General features: G+C 62.1%; 19 protein-coding genes. 8 read left to right on the forward strand and 11 right to left on the reverse strand.

The features are described 5' to 3' along the window. Nucleotides 1–158: 158 nt before the first annotated feature. The 6 genes from ASD00_RS11230 to ASD00_RS11255 all read right to left on the reverse strand — a co-directional run bounded on the left by ASD00_RS11230 (nt 159) and on the right by ASD00_RS11255 (nt 6,309). A complete protein-coding gene (locus tag ASD00_RS11230; protein WP_025428173.1) occupies nt 159–1,592 on the reverse strand; it encodes an aldehyde dehydrogenase family protein in 1,434 nt (477 codons plus the stop codon). 16 nt (nt 1,593–1,608) lie between these two features. Next, nucleotides 1,609–2,343, reverse strand: coding sequence for an MBL fold metallo-hydrolase (locus ASD00_RS11235; RefSeq protein WP_025428174.1), 735 nt, complete (start codon nt 2,341–2,343; stop codon nt 1,609–1,611). A gap of 4 nt (nt 2,344–2,347) precedes the next feature. Next, nucleotides 2,348–3,448, reverse strand: coding sequence for an ABC transporter ATP-binding protein (locus tag ASD00_RS11240; protein ID WP_025428175.1), 1,101 nt, complete (start codon nt 3,446–3,448; stop codon nt 2,348–2,350). After that, nucleotides 3,445–4,236 (reverse strand): ABC transporter permease, encoded by a 792-nt coding sequence (locus ASD00_RS11245; RefSeq protein ID WP_025428176.1) that lies wholly within the window; start codon nt 4,234–4,236, stop codon nt 3,445–3,447. The genes ASD00_RS11240 and ASD00_RS11245 overlap by 4 nt, the downstream gene beginning before the upstream one ends. After that, nucleotides 4,236–5,099: an ABC transporter permease gene (locus ASD00_RS11250; RefSeq protein ID WP_025428177.1), complete on the reverse strand. Its 864-nt coding sequence runs from the start codon at nt 5,097–5,099 to the stop codon at nt 4,236–4,238. Before ASD00_RS11250 ends, ASD00_RS11245 begins: the two co-directional genes overlap by 1 nt. A gap of 112 nt (nt 5,100–5,211) precedes the next feature. Beyond that, complete coding sequence (locus tag ASD00_RS11255) at nt 5,212–6,309, reverse strand: extracellular solute-binding protein (protein ID WP_107028053.1); 1,098 nt, start codon at nt 6,307–6,309, stop codon at nt 5,212–5,214. Nucleotides 6,310–6,422: 113 nt separating this feature from the next. Between ASD00_RS11255 and ASD00_RS11260 the strand changes: the two genes are divergently transcribed. Next, a complete protein-coding gene (locus ASD00_RS11260) occupies nt 6,423–7,040 on the forward strand; it encodes a TetR/AcrR family transcriptional regulator (RefSeq protein WP_025428179.1) in 618 nt (205 codons plus the stop codon). A 46-nt stretch (nt 7,041–7,086) separates the two neighbouring features. Continuing rightward, the gene (locus ASD00_RS11265) at nt 7,087–7,479 is read left to right on the forward strand and encodes a nuclear transport factor 2 family protein (RefSeq protein ID WP_025428180.1); all 393 of its coding nucleotides are present in this window, start codon (nt 7,087–7,089) and stop codon (nt 7,477–7,479) included. 16 nt (nt 7,480–7,495) lie between these two features. On the opposite strand, the gene ASD00_RS40915 is transcribed toward ASD00_RS11265, so the two are convergent. The 4 genes from ASD00_RS40915 to ASD00_RS11280 form a co-directional block, all read right to left on the reverse strand. Then, nucleotides 7,496–7,645: a hypothetical protein gene (locus ASD00_RS40915; protein WP_025428181.1), complete on the reverse strand. Its 150-nt coding sequence runs from the start codon at nt 7,643–7,645 to the stop codon at nt 7,496–7,498. Between the two features lie 133 nt (nt 7,646–7,778). Beyond that, the gene (locus ASD00_RS11270) at nt 7,779–8,693 is read right to left on the reverse strand and encodes a transglutaminase family protein (protein WP_057206544.1); all 915 of its coding nucleotides are present in this window, start codon (nt 8,691–8,693) and stop codon (nt 7,779–7,781) included. 379 nt (nt 8,694–9,072) lie between these two features. Further along, on the reverse strand, nt 9,073–10,386 hold the full coding sequence (locus ASD00_RS11275; RefSeq protein WP_025428183.1) for an FAD-binding oxidoreductase: 1,314 nt from the start codon (nt 10,384–10,386) through the stop codon (nt 9,073–9,075). Then, the gene (locus ASD00_RS11280) at nt 10,383–11,750 is read right to left on the reverse strand and encodes a glutamine synthetase family protein (RefSeq protein WP_025428184.1); all 1,368 of its coding nucleotides are present in this window, start codon (nt 11,748–11,750) and stop codon (nt 10,383–10,385) included. Before ASD00_RS11280 ends, ASD00_RS11275 begins: the two co-directional genes overlap by 4 nt. Before the next feature lie 122 nt (nt 11,751–11,872). On the opposite strand from ASD00_RS11280, the gene ASD00_RS11285 reads away from it, so the two are divergent. The 3 genes from ASD00_RS11285 (at nt 11,873) to ASD00_RS11295 (ending at nt 14,776) form a co-directional block, all read left to right on the forward strand. Beyond that, nucleotides 11,873–12,565 (forward strand): GntR family transcriptional regulator, encoded by a 693-nt coding sequence (locus ASD00_RS11285; RefSeq protein WP_025428185.1) that lies wholly within the window; start codon nt 11,873–11,875, stop codon nt 12,563–12,565. 192 nt (nt 12,566–12,757) lie between these two features. Continuing rightward, complete coding sequence (locus ASD00_RS11290) at nt 12,758–13,444, forward strand: XRE family transcriptional regulator (RefSeq protein ID WP_198956869.1); 687 nt, start codon at nt 12,758–12,760, stop codon at nt 13,442–13,444. 228 nt (nt 13,445–13,672) lie between these two features. Further along, nucleotides 13,673–14,776: an aminopeptidase P family protein gene (locus ASD00_RS11295; protein WP_038576383.1), complete on the forward strand. Its 1,104-nt coding sequence runs from the start codon at nt 13,673–13,675 to the stop codon at nt 14,774–14,776. Nucleotides 14,777–14,944: 168 nt separating this feature from the next. Here the strand turns inward: ASD00_RS11295 and ASD00_RS39915 are convergent, their stop codons facing one another. Next, nucleotides 14,945–15,199: a hypothetical protein gene (locus tag ASD00_RS39915; protein ID WP_025428188.1), complete on the reverse strand. Its 255-nt coding sequence runs from the start codon at nt 15,197–15,199 to the stop codon at nt 14,945–14,947. A gap of 145 nt (nt 15,200–15,344) precedes the next feature. Between ASD00_RS39915 and ASD00_RS11305 the strand changes: the two genes are divergently transcribed. The 3 genes from ASD00_RS11305 to ASD00_RS11315 all read left to right on the forward strand — a co-directional run bounded on the left by ASD00_RS11305 (nt 15,345) and on the right by ASD00_RS11315 (nt 18,557). Beyond that, nucleotides 15,345–16,061: a FadR/GntR family transcriptional regulator gene (locus tag ASD00_RS11305; protein WP_025428189.1), complete on the forward strand. Its 717-nt coding sequence runs from the start codon at nt 15,345–15,347 to the stop codon at nt 16,059–16,061. Beyond that, nucleotides 16,058–17,230 (forward strand): PLP-dependent transferase, encoded by a 1,173-nt coding sequence (locus ASD00_RS11310; RefSeq protein ID WP_025428190.1) that lies wholly within the window; start codon nt 16,058–16,060, stop codon nt 17,228–17,230. The genes ASD00_RS11305 and ASD00_RS11310 overlap by 4 nt, the downstream gene beginning before the upstream one ends. A gap of 67 nt (nt 17,231–17,297) precedes the next feature. Beyond that, nucleotides 17,298–18,557, forward strand: coding sequence for a sugar ABC transporter substrate-binding protein (locus ASD00_RS11315; protein ID WP_025428191.1), 1,260 nt, complete (start codon nt 17,298–17,300; stop codon nt 18,555–18,557). Nucleotides 18,558–18,576: the final 19 nt, after the last annotated feature.

Genomic DNA, 18,576 nt, shown 5'->3' on the forward strand with positions numbered 1-18,576 from the left:
CGGGCGATCATGGCGCCCCTGAGAAGGCAGCTAGCAGAAGTGCGGCATCGGCAACAGTCGCAATAAATCGCCCGCAGCAACAAAGACGGCCGCCATGCGCAAACACGGCGACCGTCCAATGGTTCTATCGCGCCTCGTCGGCGCAATGCTTGGTGTCGTCAGGCCGCGTCCGGAATATGCACGGTCTTGACCTCAAGGAAATCCTCGAGCCCGAACATGCCGCCTTCGCGTCCATTGCCGGACTGCTTGTAGCCGCCGAAGGGGCTGCCATAACGATGGGGGCCGCCGTTGATGTGGACCATGCCGGCGCGCAGGCGTGACGCCACCCGCTCCGCCCGCTTGGGATCGCCGGTCTGCACATAGGCGGCCAGCCCGTAATTGGTGTCGTTGGCGATCGCGATCGCTTCCTCCTCGGTATCGAAGGGGATGATCGCCAGCACCGGCCCGAACACCTCCTCGCGAGCAATGCGCATGGTGTTGTTGACGTCGGCAAAGATGGTCGGCTTGACGAAGTAGCCGGTCTCGAAGCCCTCGGGCTTGCCGGCACCGCCGACGACAAGACGCGCGCCCTCGGCGATACCCGCTTCGATCAGCGCCTGCACGCGGCCGAACTGGACGTCGCTCACCAACGGGCCGATGTGGCCGCCTTCCTTGGTCGGATCGCCGACCTCGGCTCCACGACCGACGCGGCCGGCGATCTCGACGACCTTGTCGTAGACGCTACGCTCGACCAGCATGCGCGTCGGCGCATCGCAGGACTGGCCGGAATTGTTGAAGCATTCGAGCACGCTTCCGCTCACTCGGTCTTCGAGATCGGCATCGGCAAAGACGATGTTCGGTGACTTGCCGCCGAGTTCGAGCGTCACGCGCTTGACCGTTTCGGCCGCATCCTTGCTGACGGCGATGCCGGCGCGGGTCGAACCGGTAAACGACATCATGTCGATGTCCCGATGCTTCGACAGTGCGGCACCGGCATTGATGCCATCGCCATTGACGAGGTTGAAGACGCCCGCTGGAAAACCGGCCTCATCGATCATTTCGGCATAGAGCATGGCGTTGAGCGGCGTGAATTCGCTCGGCTTCAGCACGCAGGTCGAGCCGGTCGCAAGTGCGGGAACGACCTTGAGCGCGATCTGGTTGATCGGCCAGTTCCAGGGCGTGATCAGGCCGCAAATGCCGATCGGCTCGCGCAGGATCACGTCGCCGTTCGCCAGCGTATCGCGCGTCTTCAGCCGCTTCAGCGCATCGATGAACCCCTGCAGATGGCCGACGCCGACATCCGCCTGCTGCTCGCGCGTCATTGTCGTCGGAGCGCCGAGCTCCATGGTGATGGTGGCCACCATCTCGTCATAGCGGCGCTTGTAGATCGACAACAGCTTTTCGAGCAGCGCCAGCCGCTCGTCGACGCTTGTACGGCTATAGGTGGCGAAGGCCTTCTTCGCAGCGGCAACGGCGCGATCGATATCGGCGGCCGAACCCATCGAAATCACCGCGATCGGCTTCTCGGTCGCCGGGTTCAGCACCTCCAGATCGTTAGGCGTGATCGGATCGACCCATTGGCCGTCGATATAAAACTTCCTTTTGTCGAGCATACGCTCCTCCTTCCCGTCAGATTGTGTTTTCTTTCTCCGCGAGCCAGTCCTTGATGAGCGCGCGGTAGCGCTCGCCTGAAAAGCTCGGAAAATGTCCGCCGTGGACGATACGCGCCGGAATGCGCAGCAACCGTTCCATCGACGCCAGATAGTCGTCGGCATTGGCGTGGTAGGTATCTTCGATCAGCGGCCCGTCGTAGAGGATGTCGCCGGAAAAGAGCACGCCGCTCTTCTCCTCCCAGAGTGCGATGCCACCGGGCGAATGCCCGGGCGTGTGGATCACCTCGAAGACGCGATCGCCAAGATCGATATGATCGCCATCGGCAAGAACAATCGTCGCAGGCGCAGCCTTCACCGCGTAGGTGGTCGAGGCATAGGGCTCGGGCGGCAGCGCGTCGAAAATCTCGTCGGCGACATAGGGGTCGGCAAGCGTGTTGATGCGCGTCGGATGCGCCAGCAGCTCAGCTTCGGCCGCATGCACGGCGCGGCAATCGAATTCGTGATGGCAGCCGATATGGTCGAAATGCGTATGGCTGGCAACGGCGGTCAGTTTGCGCTCGGTGACCAGCGGCACCCACGCGCGCAACGACACCACGCCCATGCCGCTATCAACAAGCATGTCACGGTCGCGCCCGCGCACGTGCCACATGTTGCAGCGGTAGAACTCCTGGATAAAGGGTTCGCAGATGTAGGTGACATCGTCGTCGAGACGCTTCGCCGCATACCAGTCTTTCGGAGCAATTCGCCGCATCTTGCTACAGGGTTCCGCTTGCCGCCGGCAAGGCTACGACGTCGGCAGCCCGCACCGCAAGGGGGACGATCTCGCCGTCGCGCACGTCGGAGGATTGCGGCAGATGCGCCACCAACGCATCGCCGTCGGTTGCGCAAGGCTTGAGGTGGCAACGGTAGTGCGTACCGAAGAAGGCGCTGCCGGCGACCCGCGCATCGCCGAGCGCGAACATCGGACCGTCCGATTTGTCGTTCCCGCGAAAATGCTCCGGCCGAATGGTGAGCGTGATCGCGTCGCCGGCCCTGGGCGCTCTCGCAGTAAAATTGGCGGCGGGAAGCGCCAAGTTGCCGAGCGAGGTTTCAACCTCGGCCGACGAAGCGTCGGCGGCCTTGATCCGGCCGGGAACAAAATTGACCTCGCCCATGAAGCCCGCCGAAAACAGCGATCGTGGCCGCATATAGATCTGCGATGGCGGACCGAAATCCTCGATTCGCCCCTGGTTCATGACGACGATCCGGTCGGCGATCGCCATCGCCTCTTCCTGGTCGTGGGTCACATGCACGAAGGTGGTGCCGACCCGCTTCTGGATCGCCTTCAGCTCATCCTGCATCTGGCGGCGAAGCTTCAGGTCCAGAGCGCCCAAGGGTTCGTCAAGCAGCAGCACTTCGGGATCGACGGCAAGCGCGCGGGCAAGTGCAACGCGCTGACGCTGGCCGCCGGAAAGCTCGTGCGGCCGTTTGCCGGCGGACGCCTTGAGACCGACGAGGTCGAGGAAGCCGAGCGCCTTTTCGTCCCGCTCGGCCTTGCCGAGACCGCGCATCCGGAGCCCGAAGCCGACATTGTCGACGAGCCGCATATGCGGGAAGAGCGCATAGTCCTGAAACATCGTCGTGGTCGGGCGTTTGGCCGGCGTGACGAAGGTCATGTCGCGATCGCCGATGACGACGCGCCCGGAGCTTGGCGACAGGAACCCGCCGAGAATGGAAAGAAGCGTGGTCTTGCCGCAGCCCGAGGGCCCAAGCAGCACGATGAACTCCCCTGCCCGGATGTCGAGCGAGACCCTGTCCAGCGCCGTGAAGTGGCCGAACGTCTTGCTGACGTTTTCGATCGAGACGGGAGCGGTCATTGTTTCTTCGTCCTTCCGAACAGGGAAAACTCGAGGATCAGCAGCAGCGCCACCGAGGCGAGAAAGACCAGCGAGCCGATCGCATTGGTCTTGGGATTGAGGCCAGAGCGCAGCATGCTCCAGATCTCGACGGGCAGGGTCACGTCGAAACGCGACAGCAGGAAGGCGATGATGAACTCGTCCCAGCTGAAGGTCACCGACAGGAAGAAGGCGGCGAGGATCGAAGGCATCAGCATCGGCGCGGTCACCAGCGCCATGACCTTGAAATCATTGGCGCCAAGATCGCGCGCCGCCCGCTCGATGTTGATCTGGTGGTCACCCATCGCGGCATAGATGATCGCAAAGCAGAGCGGCAGGTTGATCACCACGTGACCGATGCCGACCGTCAACAACGAGAGCGGCATGTGCAGCGCATTGAGAAGCGCCAGCAGTCCGAGCGCGATGATCAGATAGCTGACCGTCATCGGCGCGATCAGCAGGCCCCTTTGCAAGGCCGAGCCCGGCAGCCTGTAGCGCGCCAGCGAATAGGCGGCGAGAAAGCCGAGCACGCAGGAGACCAAGGACGAGGAGATGGCGACCAGCATCGAATTGCCGAGTGCTGCCATCAGCTTGCGGTCGACGAAAACAGCCTCGTACCATTGGGTGGAAAAGCCGTTGAACGGCGGCACCGGCAGGCGCCCGTCCTGGAAGGAAAACAGCACGAGCACCGCGACCGGAAGGAAGATGAAGGCGTAGACGAGAGCGAGATAGGCCCAGGACACACCGCCAATGAAAATTCTGCGCAGCATCAGGCCCTCTCGATCTTCAGCCAACGGGCACACAGCACATAGGCGACGGTGACGGCCAGCATGAGGATGATCGACAGCGCCGCTGCCATCGGGAAATCGGCGCGCCGGCCGAGCTGCAGCATGATGATCTGCGGCAGCACCAGCTCGTTGTTGCCGCCGAGGATCTGCGGCGTGACATAGTCGCCAATGCAGAGCACGAAGGTGAGAAATGCGCCGGTCATGATGCCGGGCAAAGTCAACGGCAGCACCACATGCCAGAAGGTCTGGAAGGCGTTGGCGCCAAGGTCGGCGGCCGCGCGGCGATAGTTCGGCGAGAGCTGGATCAGGTTCGAATAGATTGTCAGCGTCAAAAGCATGACGAAGAAGTGGACGAAACCGATCACCGTCGCCGTGCGCGTGCTGGCGATCGCGAGCGGCTCGGAGATCAGCCCGACGCCCGTCAGTATCTGATTGATGACGCCGTTTTTCGACAGCACGAGCAACCATGAGTAAGAGCGGACGACATAGGAGGTCCAGAACGGCAGGATCGCCAGGATCAGCGCCATGCGCTGAAACCGTTTCGGCACGCGCTCGGCAATGATCCAGGCGAGCGGGTAGGCAAGCAGCACCGAAAGGACCGTGACGATAACCGTGATTTCGAGCGAATTGACCAGGCCCTGCAACAGCGCGTTCTCGGAGAAGAAGCGCAGATAGTTGTCGAGATTCCAGACGCGGACGATCTCCCGTCCCTCGCGCTTCCAGAGGCTCATCGCCGCCATGAACAGGAAAGGCACAACGAAGAAGGCGAACGTCCACAAAAGTGCCGGCGCAGCAAAACCCCAGGCTTTCCGGCGGTCGGCATCTTCGAGAGTTGTCGCGGTCATGAAAGCTCCAGATCTGAGCGCCCACCAGACAAGGATGGTGGCCGCAGTTCACCGTCCCACCGGACGGTGGGGCGGCGATCGGCTGCAGGATTGGCGAACGCCGTTCGGGGCGTTACTGCTGCAGCATTTCCGTCCAGGCATCCTGGAACTGCTGATCCAGTTCGGTGGACGGGATCGGATAGAGCTGCGTCTTCTTCAGGTATTCGGCCTGCTCGTTGAACCGCAGCGCCGCCTTCTGCTGGTCTGTCAGGTGCTCGCCGGCCTTGCTGTTTGCCGGCATCGCCCAGTAGCAGGAGGATGTCGCAAGCCGTGCCTGGCCTTCGGGGCTGACGATGTACTGCACGAATTTCAGCGCCAGATCCTGCTTGGTCGAATCCTTCATCACGCCAATCGACTGCGCCCAGCGCACCGCCCCCTGCTCCGGGATCGTCCAGTCGAGATTGGGCTTGTCGGCCGACAGCACCGCGGTGATCCACTCGCCGCCACCGACCAGGATATCGACCTCGCCGGTTGCCAGCGCCGTCTGGGAGGACACGACATCGCTGACCTGCTTGGAAACCGCACGCATTGCCGCCAGCTTTTCCTTGATCGCCGGCATGTCCGCCTCGGTTAGCTCTGCGGTCTTCTTGCCGAGCCCGAGACCGACGAGGCCGATCATCGGCAGGTAGTAGTCGTAGAGCGCGATGCGCCCCTTGTACTTGTCCGACCAGATCACCGAGAGATCCTGCATGTCCTTCGGATCGACCTTGGACTTGTCGTAGGAGATGGTGTTGTAGCCGAACTTTTCCGTGACGGCATAAGTCTTGCCGTCCTTGGTGTTGTTGGCCTCCATCCGGACTTCGGGGAAGAGGTCTGATGTCGGCAAGGCATCGGCCGGCATTTCGGCGAGCAGATCGAGATCGATGGCGCGGTGAACATCGACGCCGTCGATGACGAGGACGTCCCAGTCGCCCGGACGGGACTGGTCGAGGATCGAGAGCGCGGCACCGGTGCCTTCATAGACCTTCAGGTTGACCTTGACGTCGTTGGCCTTTTCGAACGGCTCGACCAGGGCCGGATCCGTGTGGTCGCACCAGACGAGCGCATTGAGTTCTTCGGTCGCGAAAGCCGGTGCCGGAACCGAGACAAGCGAAGCGGCGACGATCGCGCCTGCAGCGACCGAGGAGAAAAATCGGCGCAGGTGCGCGCCGTCATGAACTGACTGCATCATGCTGTTGCCCTCTTGTTTGACGCTCGTTTCGGCGTCTTCAAAAAAAGATTGAATGAATTCATTTTTTAAGTCAATCTCAAATTTGAAGACATTCAGAATTCAAGGAAATCCACATGACAGGGTTGCGCGCACGGCAGAAAGCCGACCGGAACAGACGTATCCTGGACGCCGCCGCTCAGTTGTTTCGCGAGGTCGGCTACGACAGCGCCCGCATCGAGGACATCGCCGAACGGGCCGAAGTGTCGGTCGGCACCTTCTACAATTACTATGAAAACAAGGGCGACATCCTGGTCGCCACGGTGTCGATGGAAGTGGAGGAAGTTCTCGCCGCCGGGCGCACCATCGTCGACAATCCCCCCTCCTCCGTCGAAGGCGCGCTGGAGGCCCTGATCGGTCAATATTACGATCACTCGCTCGTCTATCTCAGCAAGGAGATGTGGCGCACTGCGATGGCGATTTCGATCCAGCAGCCGGAGAGCCCCTTCAGCAAGCGCTATACCGAGCTCGACCGCCGGCTTTGCGACCAGGTGTCGACGCTCATCCACAAGCTGCAGGTGAAGGGCCTCGTCGCCCCCGGAACCGACATTCGCGCCGTCGGCGAGATGCTGTTCAACAATCTCAATCTAATGTTCATCGAATTCGCGAAGCACGAGGCGATGCCGCTCGATGAGCTCAAGGCGCGTGTCAGCAGACAGAACCGGCCGCTCGCAACGCTGATCGCGGCGCCATGATCCAACCCGGACAATGAAGCCAACTCTCACAATAAAGAGCGTATCGATGCAAGACTTGGAACAGTCGGTGCTTGCCGCCGCCGATCGGCTCGTCGCAGCCTTTGCCCGCCATGATGCCGCCGCCTACTTTTCAGCCTTCGCGCCGAATGCGACCTTCATCTTCCACAATCTCGATCGACCCCTGCGCAGCCGGGCAGAATATGAGGCGGAATGGGCGTTGTGGGAGACCCGCGACAGCTTCCGCGTCCGAGGCTGCCAGTCCAGCGATCGGCATGTGCAAATGATCGGCAACGTTGCCGTCTTCACGCATGGCGTTCGAACCGAACTTGAGATCGGCGGTGAAGCACTGACGTCGCAGGAAAGAGAAACGATCGTGTTTGAACGGGATGGGGCCGGAACCTGGCTGGCGGTCCACGAGCATCTGTCGCGCGCCGGATAGCAGTCCCGAAACGCGTTTAGAGGGCACCGATGACGACGGCGGAAACGAAGCAGAAGGCAGCGACAAAGGCGATCGCGTGCGGAAACAGGGTGATGGGTGAGCGGCGCGGCGGGGCTGCAGCGTAGGACGCATATCGGGACTGGATTGTCGGCTTCGCAGCGTTCATCGCGTCTCTCCGTCGTTCAGGCCGGGAACTTGGCCGTTAATAGCCATGTTCTCCGATATTCTCGATTGAGTTTATAGATATTAATTTCTCGATTCCACCCCAAAAGTAAAAAATCGTCCGCCAGGCGGCGCCTTCAGTGGCGATCACGGTCGCGTTCCTGCACATGTCGCGACCAGCTTTCGCTGAACCATGGCGTCAAAAGCGACACATTGGCATCGCGATGAGAGCGGGTGAGACCGCCATCGGCTTCGACGCAGGTCCAAACCGTAAACCCCGTCAGCTCGTGTTTTCCAAAGGTCTGGATCAGCGGAATGTCAGCGGCGTCGCGGCCCCGGGCAACGGCAATGCGCCCCGCACGGCGCGCATTGTTCTTGGCGTCGAACGTGTACCAGCGATCGCCGAGAAAGACATCGAACCAGGCATTGAAGTCCATCGGCGCCACTCTGTTCTCGGTTTCAAGGTCGGCCATGTAGCCGTTGACGTAGCGCGCCGGCATGTTCATGCAGCGGCAAAATGCGATGGCAAGGTGCGCATAGTCACGGCTGACGCCGAGGCGATCCTCGTGGGCTTCGAGCGCCGTGCGCATCGCCTGGGCGTAGCCGTAGCTGAACACCAGGCGCGCATGCACATAGTCGCAGATCGCCTGCACCCGCGGCCAACCGGGCGCCACCTCCCCGAAAAGCCTCCAGGCAAGCGCGCCCAGCCGATCGGTTTCGCAATAGCGGCTGGCGGCCAGATAGGGCAGCGTGTTCGGTGGAAGCTTCTCGACGGGCACGGCCTGCGCCTGCGGATCGGAAACGTCAGGCCGGCCGTCGTCTTCGATGACGGCATCATAGCTGAGCTTGAAGTCCCCTTCCGGCGCGATCATGCGCAGGCACGCATTGCGGTGCGGGTCGACAATCTCCTCCATCTTGACGATCGGCGAGGTTACGGGGCCACGTTCGCGCCGGATGTCAGGGCGCTTTTCGCTGGCGACGGAAAGATAAGTCATCATCGGTGTCGGCTGGGGGCAGCGGATGCCGATCTCATAGCCAAAGCGCACGAACATCTCCAACCTCCCTCGTTCGGCAGGAATGTTTCGCGAACCCTTTTGTTCCCGGGATCGACGGTGAAATGGCGCTACCGTCGCCAATTGTGAACTCACGCAAAGAGAAACACCCGGCCGCTTCGATCCGGGTACGAATGGAGGGCACACGAACCACGGCGAGGCGCCGTAGCGCACCCCTTAGTCGCCCCAGAACGACGGCACTTGGCGGCATTCCTGCCCGTCTTCCCGCCCGGTCGATTTTATGCCCGAACGCGGCAGGCGACAACCGCATTCGGCGAGCCGTCCGGCGCCGCAGGAACACCGCACCGCCGGGTTTTCCGGCTTTTCAGACGGGTCGCATTGCCGTGCGGAAAGGTGGCCCGAGTGGTGCGTTCCCGCCCTACCAGCCAACGACATCCTTGAACGAATACCACCAGGAGCCGATCGTCGAATACTGCGCACGGAACATTCGCCCGCCCGGGAACGGGTACCAGGGCAGTTTCTCGAACATGTCGAAGCGCGTTGCGTCACCGTCGATCGCCTCGGCAAGCGTGCGCCCGAAAAGATGCGATCCCGTCACGCCATGGCCGCTATAGCCGTGAGCGAAATAGATATTGGCACCGATGCGGCCCATCTGCGGCACGCGGGTAAACGAGAGCGCGAAGTTGCCGCTCCAGGCATAGTCGATCTTCACGCCTTTCAGCTTCGGGAAGACCTTTTCCAGATTGGGCTTGAGCTTGGCCACGACGTCCGCCGGGTCGGTGCCGCCATAGACCGTACCGCCGCCGAAGATCATGCGCTTGTCCGCCGACAGTCTGAAATAATCGAGGATGTATCGCACGTCCTCGACGCACATGTCGCTGGGGATCAGCGAATGGGCGAGCTCCTCGCCGAGCGGCGCGGTGGTGATCATCTGGGTGGAAACAGGCATCACGCGCGAGACGAGCTTCGGCACCGCATCGCCGAGATAGGCATTGCCGCAGAGAACAACGATCCGCGCCGTGACTTCGCCACCGGCGGTATAGACCGTCGGCCTTGCCGCCTCATGGTCGACCCGCGTGACCGGTGACTGTTCGTAGATCGTGCCGCCAAGGCTTTCCAAGGCGCGCGCTTCGCCGAGCACCAGATTGAGCGGATGCATGTGGCCGCCCGTCGTATCCAGCATGCCGCCGCAATAGGCGTCGGAATTCACCAGCTTGCTGAGCGCGTCGCGGTCGAGAAGCTGATGATCGTCCATGCCGTACTTGCGCCAGAGCGCCTGCTTGGCTTCCAGTTCCTTCATGTGCGCCGGGGTGTAGGCCGCATAGATGTTGCCCGGCTTCAGATTGCAGTCGATCTGATACTGGCTGACGAGCCGGCGGATGATCTTGCCGCCCTCCTGCACCAGCCCGCCGACGAAGCGGGCTGCGTCCTCGCCGTAGCGGCGCTGGATGGTCGCAAGGCTGGCGTTGAGACCGTTGACGACCTGGCCGCCATTGCGCCCCGATGCGCCCCAGCCGACCTGCGCGCCCTCGACGACGACGACCTTGTAGCCTTTCTCGGCGAGATGGATTGCCGTCGACAGACCGGAATAGCCGGCGCCGACGACACAGACATCCGTCTCGACGCGCCCTTTGAGCGAAACCGGCGTGCGGATGATGTTGCGGGAGGAGGCGTAGTAGCTCGTGGGATAGCTGCCGTCGCCGGCATAGGATTTTTGGTTTCTCGACATCACACGATTTCCAGGTAAGCGCTGAATTCATAGTCCGTCACCTGCTCGGCAAAGCCGGCGATCTCCTGCCTCTTGCAGGCGATCAGCATCGAGCGCAGCGTCGGATCGAAGATCTCGGCGGCAATCGGCCCTGCCTCGAAGGCATCGACCGCCTGCCCCCAATCGGCGGGAATTTTGGGCAGTTTCTCCGCCGTATAGGCCCGGCCCGTCACCGGCGCCGAGGGTTTCCATTTGTTGCGGATACCGACGAGAGCCGCGCCGAGGATCGCGGCGATGACGAGATAGGGGTTAGCGTCAGCGCCGGCCACCCGGTGCTCGATGCGGCGCGCTGCCGGATTGCCGCCGGGGATGCGGATCGCCGATGTCCGGTTTTCATAGCCCCAGCACACGGCCGTCGGCGCGTGCGTATCCGGCCGCAGTCGACGGTAGGAATTGAAATGCGGCGCAAACATAAGCGTCGTTTCCGGCATGCCGCGCAAAAGGCCCGCGACGGCATTCTTGAGGACCGCCGACCCTTCGTCGCTGCCGTCGTTGAAGACATTGTTGCCATCAGCGTCGAGCAGGCTGAAATGGATGTGCATGCCGTTGCCCGAGCGGGTGCCATAGGGCTTGGCCATGAAGGTCGCCGCCAGCCCGTGCTTGCGGGCGACGCCCTTGACGATGCGCTTGAAGAAGATCGCGTCATCAGCCGCCTTCAAGGGATCGTCGGTGTGCAGCAGGTTGATCTCGAACTGGCCGATGCCATTCTCGGCGATCGCCGCATCCGCCGGCACGTTCTGGCGGGCACATTCCTTGTAGACGTCGGAGAAGAACTCGCCGAAATCGTCGAGTTCGTCGATCGACAGGATCGCATCGGAATCGAGCCGCTTGCCGGTATAGGGCGAAATCGGAGGCACGGCGCTGTCGGGCTCAGGGTCGATCAGATAGAATTCCATTTCGGTCGCGACCACGGGGCGCAACCCCAACTCCTGATACTCGCGTACGATCGCCGCCAGCGCCTGGCGCGGATCGGCGAGGAACGGCTTGCCGTCCTCGAGCAGCAGCCACAGCGGCACCAGAGCACTTGGCCGCGAGGTCCAGTTGACCGGCAACGCGCCGCGCCCGGTAACGGCGCAGATACCGTCCCTATCGCCGCTAGCAAACACCTGCTCGCTGTTGATGATGTCTTCGCCCCAGACGTCGACGCCGACGATCGACAGCGGCATGCGGATGCCGCCCCCCAGCACCTTGGAGGCCTGCTCCACGGGTACACGCTTGCCGCGCATGATACCGTTCAGGTCGCAGACCACGGCCTGGATGCTTTCGATAGGGCCGTTCTGCTCCAGCCAGGCCTTGAAGGCGCTCGGGTCTTCCGCGTCGAGGGACATATCGCAAATCTCATTTTGTGATCACATTTGCAGAAAGTTGACATAATTTAGAAGTTGGAGTCAACCTCGACGGATGTTATCAGCCCGCGATCATTCCCGCGTGGCAGAAGGAGCCTGCTGATTTGAAGACCCCATCGCTGCCTCTTCTCGACCGGCCAGAGGGCATGACCACGCATGACTATGCCTTTGCCAGGCTTCGCCAGGCGATCATGGTCGGCAGCTTCCGCCCCGGCACTTCGGTCACGATCAGGGGGCTTGCCGAAGCGCTGGAGAGCAGCCCGACGCCGGTGCGCGAGGCCCTGCGGCAGCTCACTTCCATCGGCGCTCTGCAATTCCTTGAAAACCGCCGCATCGTCGTGCCGCGCATCACGCCCGCCCGTTTCGAAGAGCTGATATCGCTTCGCATCGCGCTCGAGAGCCATGCCGCGCGCCGAGCCGTCGCCCATCTTTCGGAGCGGCAGATCGAACGAATCTCAGCGATCGACGACAGCATCGAGGACGAAATCCAACGCGGCGACCAGGTGGCGGCGCTGATCGCCAACCAGGCCTTCCACCGGACGATCTACACCGCCAATCCGGACCAGATCGTCATGCCGCTGATCGAAAGCGTCTGGCTGCAACTGGGTCCGATCCTCGGCATCGCCATGGAGCATGTGAGCGAACTCTATGTCGTCGACCGCCATCGCGAGGCGATCGACGCCTTGCGCCGCCGCGACGAGGATGCCGTTGCCGATGCCATTGCAGCCGATATTCGCGAGGGTATCGGCGGCTTCGACCAGCAGGCCGTCGCGCGCCTGCTGAAGCTTGCAGCCTGACATTAAACCAACGCCATCAACTGAAATTTTAGTGTGGCTAAAATTTTCATTGACAAGCCGCGATCGCCGCAGCAAAGTTCAGGAAATACAAGTGCATAGCCCTGAAATCCTAGCGATTTCCGGGCGTGTATGTCTGTACCCACGCAGGAGATCTTCCCTTGGGGGAGGATGTGGGATGAGGGGGATTTCACAGTGGATTCGCAGTCTCGGCCGGGTGATCCGGCATCGGAGCTTCCTTCGCTCGGCGATCGGCTGCGCGAGCGGCGCAAGGCCCTGAAGCTGACGCTCAAGGAAGTTGCCGATCGGGCCGATTTCTCTGTGGGCTTCATCTCCCAGATCGAGCGCGGCATCACCGTGCCGTCGCTGACGTCGCTGGTCGCGGTCTGTCGGGTGCTGAAGGTCGAGGTCGGGACATTCCTCAATTCGCCGAGGGTGGCAACGCCATTTACCCGCCACGATCAGCGCCGCGCCTATGCGCTCGCTGGGTCGCCCGACAACAACATATCCTATGAACGCCTGTCGGCTTCCTTTCCCGGCAGCGTTCTGCGCAGCACCGTGGTGCACACACCGCCCGGCCACCGCAGCGAAGCCATGACCCACGAGGGCGAAGAGATGTTCTTCGTTCTCCAGGGCGCACTGACGATCGAGATTGATGGCGAAGAGACGGTGCTGGAAACGGGCGATTCCGCACATTTCCTGTCGGGTCTGACCCACCTCACCTGGAACCACACCAGCGAACCGACGGTGATCCTGCACACCTGCACGATGGATGTCTTCGGCGACGCGCAGGCAATGGAGACGCCGGAAGGCGCATTCGCGGTAACACGCGCCGAGGACCGTCGCAGTGCCTCGGCAAGCCCCGGCAAGGGCGCCGGATAGGATCGCCCTACAGCGCCGCGCGTCTAATTAGACGCGTAAAGGTCGCTGTAGCGCTTTGAATTGCTGCATGCGCAAACGCGTCAGCAATTGCGCCCATCAGATCACCAGCCTTTCGTCTGGACGCCTGCGTCTAGCGACCGCCGCGCGTCGATCGACGCCCGAACACGAGAGCGACGCGCGGCCCCTCACCTCACCCACAACCCTGCCGGAACCAGAACTGGAAACGCCATGAAAGAACAGACGAAAGCACGCCTTGCCGCCCTGCGGACCAAGATGAACGAAACCGGCAGCGGGCTGGTGGCACTCGCCCCCGGATCGCACATGGATTGGTTGATCGGCTATCATCCGCATCCCGACGAACGCCCCTGCCTGCTGCTGATCGGCCCGCAGAAGGAAGCCTTCCTGATGCCGGCGCTCAATGCCGAGGGCACCCGCGAACATACGGATATCGATTTCTACAACTGGTCCGATGCCGAAGGACCAGTTGAGGCTCTGACTTTGGCGCTTGCCGGGATCGGCGCGGAAAAGCCCGGCCGCGTGGTGATCGACGAGACCATGCGCGCCGATTTCGCGCTGCTGCTCATCGACAATCTGCCCGAGGACACTGCCCGCGACTTTACACCTGAGACGCTCGGTGCCCTGCGCATGCGCAAGGACAGGAGCGAATACGAGCTGCTGAAGATGAATGCCGGCATCGCCGATCGCGCCATGCAGGCGGCCTTCGCCAAGATCCGCCCCGGCATGACCGAGAAGGAACTGGCCGCAGAAATCCGCTCGCACTTCTTATCCGAAGGTGCGGCACCGGCCTTCTGGATTGTCGGCGCCGGCGGCAACGGCGCTTTCCCACATCATTCCGCCAGCGAACGGGTCATTGCCGAAGGCGACGCCGTCGTTATCGACATCGGCGGCCGCAAGCAGGGCTTCCCGAGCGACATCACCCGCATGGCGATCGTCGGCCGCGCACCGGAAGGTTACGGCCAGATCCACACGATCGTCGAGCGGGCCGTTCAGGCAGCGCTCAAGGCGGCTCGTCCAGGCGTTCTCGCCAAGACCGTGGACGATGCAGCACGCAAGGTGATCGCGGACGCCGGCTACGGCGAATATTTCGTCCACCGCACAGGTCACGGCATGGGCATCGACGGCCACGAGCCACCCTACATCACGGCAACGTCGGAAACGGTTCTGGAGGAAGGCATGGTCTTCTCGATCGAACCCGGCATCTACCTGCCCGGTCGCTTCGGCATCCGGCTCGAGGATATCGTCATCCTGCGCGCGGACGGGCCGGAAGTGCTGTCGTCGCTGCCGCGCGACGCCCATATCGCGCAAATCTGATACGGAATTTTGGGGCGCCCTCGGGCGCCACTTTTCTTTGTCCCTGCCACACACTGGCCGCTACAGCGCCGCGCGTCTTATTAGACGCGCAAAGGTCGCTGTAGCACTTTGAATTACTGCATGTTTTTATCCTTAAATCGAATACGGTTTAAGGAAACATGCAGTAGGCTATTGCGCGTAAGTCTTCTTGCGGCCGTCGGATTTGCCGCTGGCAGGCTGGTTCTGCGGCCGTTGCTGATAGACCGGTTCCCGCCTCCACTCTGGCGGCCAGATCCAGAGATAGCTGCCATAGGGCGCGCGCTTGATGCCCTGGTAATACTCGCCCTTGCCCGTGCGCATCTGCGCCTCGGCACCGCTCGTAGCAGTGCCGGCAGCGATTGCGATCGCCGCCAGGGCCACGAGCAGACGTCCTGTTTTCTTCATCTTCGAACTCCTTGCTTCGCCATATCACTCCGTGCGGAGTGCCGGGTCAACCGACGCGTGTTTATAAGTTCCTGCTTGACGACTTCCCGTGCCTTGGTCATATTGATCAGATGTCAGACCAATTTGGCGCCGAGGGGGAGGCTGAATGACTGAACAAGCAAGAGCAGCGCTTCTGCCACTGCCGCCCGCCGACCGGGCGCAACAGGTCATTGCCGCGCTCGCCGATTACATCCAACAATCTGGCCTGAAAGCCGGCGATCGCCTACCGGCGGAGCGCGAACTGATGATGGCGCTTGCCGTCGGGCGCTCGACCGTGCGCGAAGTCATCCGCCATTTCCAGGCGCTCGGCGTCGTCGAAGCGCGCAAGGGCAGCGGCACCTATCTGCTGCGCGCCATCTCGGCCGGCACCGTGCATATGCCGCTGACGCTCGACGCCGGGCATCTTCGCGACGTGCTTTTGATGACGCTCGAGGTCCGCCGCGGCATTGAAGTCGAAGCCAATATGGTCGCAGCGCGCCGACGCACCGACGCAGACCTTGAGATCATCGAAGTGAAGCTCAATGAGATGGAGCGGGTGCACATCGCCAAGGGCACCTCAGGCCCGGAAGACCTCGCCTTCCACCTGGCGATATACGACGCCACCCACAATCCCTTGTTCCGGCAGTTGCTCGAACAGATGCGGGAAGCCTTCGAACGCTTCTGGGAAGAGCCCTTCGACCGTTCGGATTTCGCCCGCCGTTCCTTCCCATTCCACCGCACCCTCTTCAACGCGATCGCGGCAAAGGATCCCGATACCGCGCGCGAAGAAACGCTGAAAATCCTCGCAATCGTCGAGGAAGACATCAAGGAAATGTCCAAATGAACAACGGCTTCGATCCGTTCGACCACGCCTCTTTGATCGTCGCGCACGACGAGGGCAATGCCTTTGACGCCGTCGTGCCGCCGATCGTCCAGACCTCGCTGTTCACCTTCAAGGACTATGACGACATGGTCGCGACCTACAAGGGCGAACGCGTGCGGCCGATCTACACCCGCGGCCTCAACCCGACGGTGCGCATGTTCGAGGAGATGCTGGCGAAACTGGAAGGGGCAGAGGACGCGATCGGCTTTGCCAGCGGCATGGCGGCAATCTCCTCCACCGTGATGTCCTTCGTCGAGCCCGGCGACCGCATCGTCGCCGTCAACCATGTCTATCCCGACGCTTTCCGGCTCTTCGGCACCCATCTGAAGCGCATGAAGGTCGAGGTGACCTATGTCGACGGCCGCGATGAGGAGGCCGTCGCCAGGGCTCTGCCCGGCGCCAAGCTCTTCTACATGGAAAGCCCGACAAGCTGGGTCATGGACACCCATGACGTGGCAGCACTGGCAAAACTCGCAAAACAGCAGGGCATCCTCACCGCCATCGACAACAGCTGGGCGAGCCCGATCTTCCAGCAGCCGATTTCGCTCGGCGTCGATCTGGTCATCCATTCGGCCTCGAAATATCTCGGCGGGCACAGCGACGTGGTCGCAGGCGTCGTCGCCGGCTCGAAGGACCTGATTGGCCGCATCCGTTCGGAAGCCTACCCCTATCTCGGCGGCAAGCTCTCGCCCTTCGATGCCTGGCTCCTGATCCGCGGTCTTCGCACCCTGCCGATCCGCATGAAGGCGCACGAGCGTTCGGCGCTGACGGTAGCGCAGCGCCTGCAGGCCCATCCGCTGGTCGAGACCGTCTGCCATCCCGGCCTTGGCAACACCTTGCCGCCGGGCCTGTCCGGCACATCGGGTCTCTTCTCTTTCATCTTCCGCGACGGCGTCGATGTCAGACGCTTCGCCGACCACCTCGACCTGTTCAAGCTCGGCGTTTCCTGGGGCGGACACGAAAGCCTGATCGTGCCGGGCGAAGTCGTGCTGTCACAGAAAGCCCAGCCCAATTCCGCGGCCGCCTTCGGCATCTCACCGCGGTCCGTACGGCTCCATGTCGGCCTGGAGGGAACGGAGGCCCTCTGGAGCGATCTTGAAGCGGCGATGTCTGCCGCTTCGTCAGGCTGACAGGAGCGGGATGCCGCATCCCGCTCATTGCATGTGGATCAACCATCAAAAAACAAAGGGAACAAAAATGAGGAAACTGATTACCGCCACTCTGCTTGCCACCCTGATGGCAGGAAGTGCACTGGCCGATACCAAGCTGAAGCTGGTCGAGGTCATCACCAGCCCCGAGCGCACCGAAACGCTGAAATCGATCGTCGCCAAGTTTGAAGCCGCAAATCCGGGCACCACGGTCGAGATCATCTCACTGCCCTGGGGCGAAGCCTTCCAGAAGTTCGCGACCATGGTTTCGGCCGGCGAGCTGCCCGACGTGATGGAAATGCCCGACACCTGGCTTTCGCTCTATGCCAACAACGGCATGCTTGAAAGCCTCGAGCCCTATCTCGAAAAGTGGGAGCACACGCCGGGCCTGACCGAGCGTACGCTCGAGCTCGGCCGCGACATCAAGAACACCGCCTACATGCTGCCCTACGGCTTCTATCTGCGCGCCATGTTCTACAACAAGAAGCTCTTGTCGGAGGCCGGCGTCAGCGAACCGCCGAAGACCATGGACGATTTCGTCAAGGCATCGGAAGCCGTCTCCAAGCTGCCGGGCAAATCCGGCTACTGCCTGCGCGGCGGTCCTGGTGGCCTCAACGGCTGGGTGATGTTCGGCGCGACCATGGCCGGCAGCAACAAATTCTTCAATGAGGACGGCACGTCGACCATGAACAGCGAAGGCTGGGTCAACGGTCTCACCTGGGTGATCGACCTCTACAAGAAGGGGCTGGCGCCGAAGGACAGCGTCAACTGGGGCTTCAACGAAATCGTCGCCGGCTTCTATAGCGGCACCTGCGCCTTCCTCGACCAGGACCCGGACGCGCTGATCGCCATTGCCGAGCGGATGAAGTCGGAAGATTTCGGCGTCACCACCATGCCGAAGGGACCGAGCGGCAAGGCCTTCACCACCATCGGCTTTGCCGGCTGGTCGATGCTTGCGGCGAGCCAGAACAAGGACCTCTCCTGGAAGCTGATCGAAACGCTCGAAGGGCCCGAAGGCAACATCGAGTGGAACAAGCGCACCGGTGCCTTGCCCGTCCACAAGGCGGCGGAAAAGGATCCGTTCTATGCGAGCCCGCAGTTCAAGGGCTGGTTCGACGAGCTTGCCGACAAGGACGTCGTTTTGACGGTCATGCCGACCTACCTCGAAGAATTCGCCTTCTTCAAGGATTCGCTGGCGATCAAGACGACGCAGGAAGCCCTACTCGGCGACATCACGCCGACGGATCTCGCCAACCAGTGGGCCGAGTACCTCACCAAGGCGCAGCAGAAGCACCTCGCCAAGAAGTGAGCCTTCGACCGGCGGCGGA

Source organism: Ensifer sp. Root31, from assembly GCF_001424825.1.
Classification (GTDB): Bacteria; Pseudomonadota; Alphaproteobacteria; order Rhizobiales; family Rhizobiaceae; genus Ensifer; species Ensifer canadensis.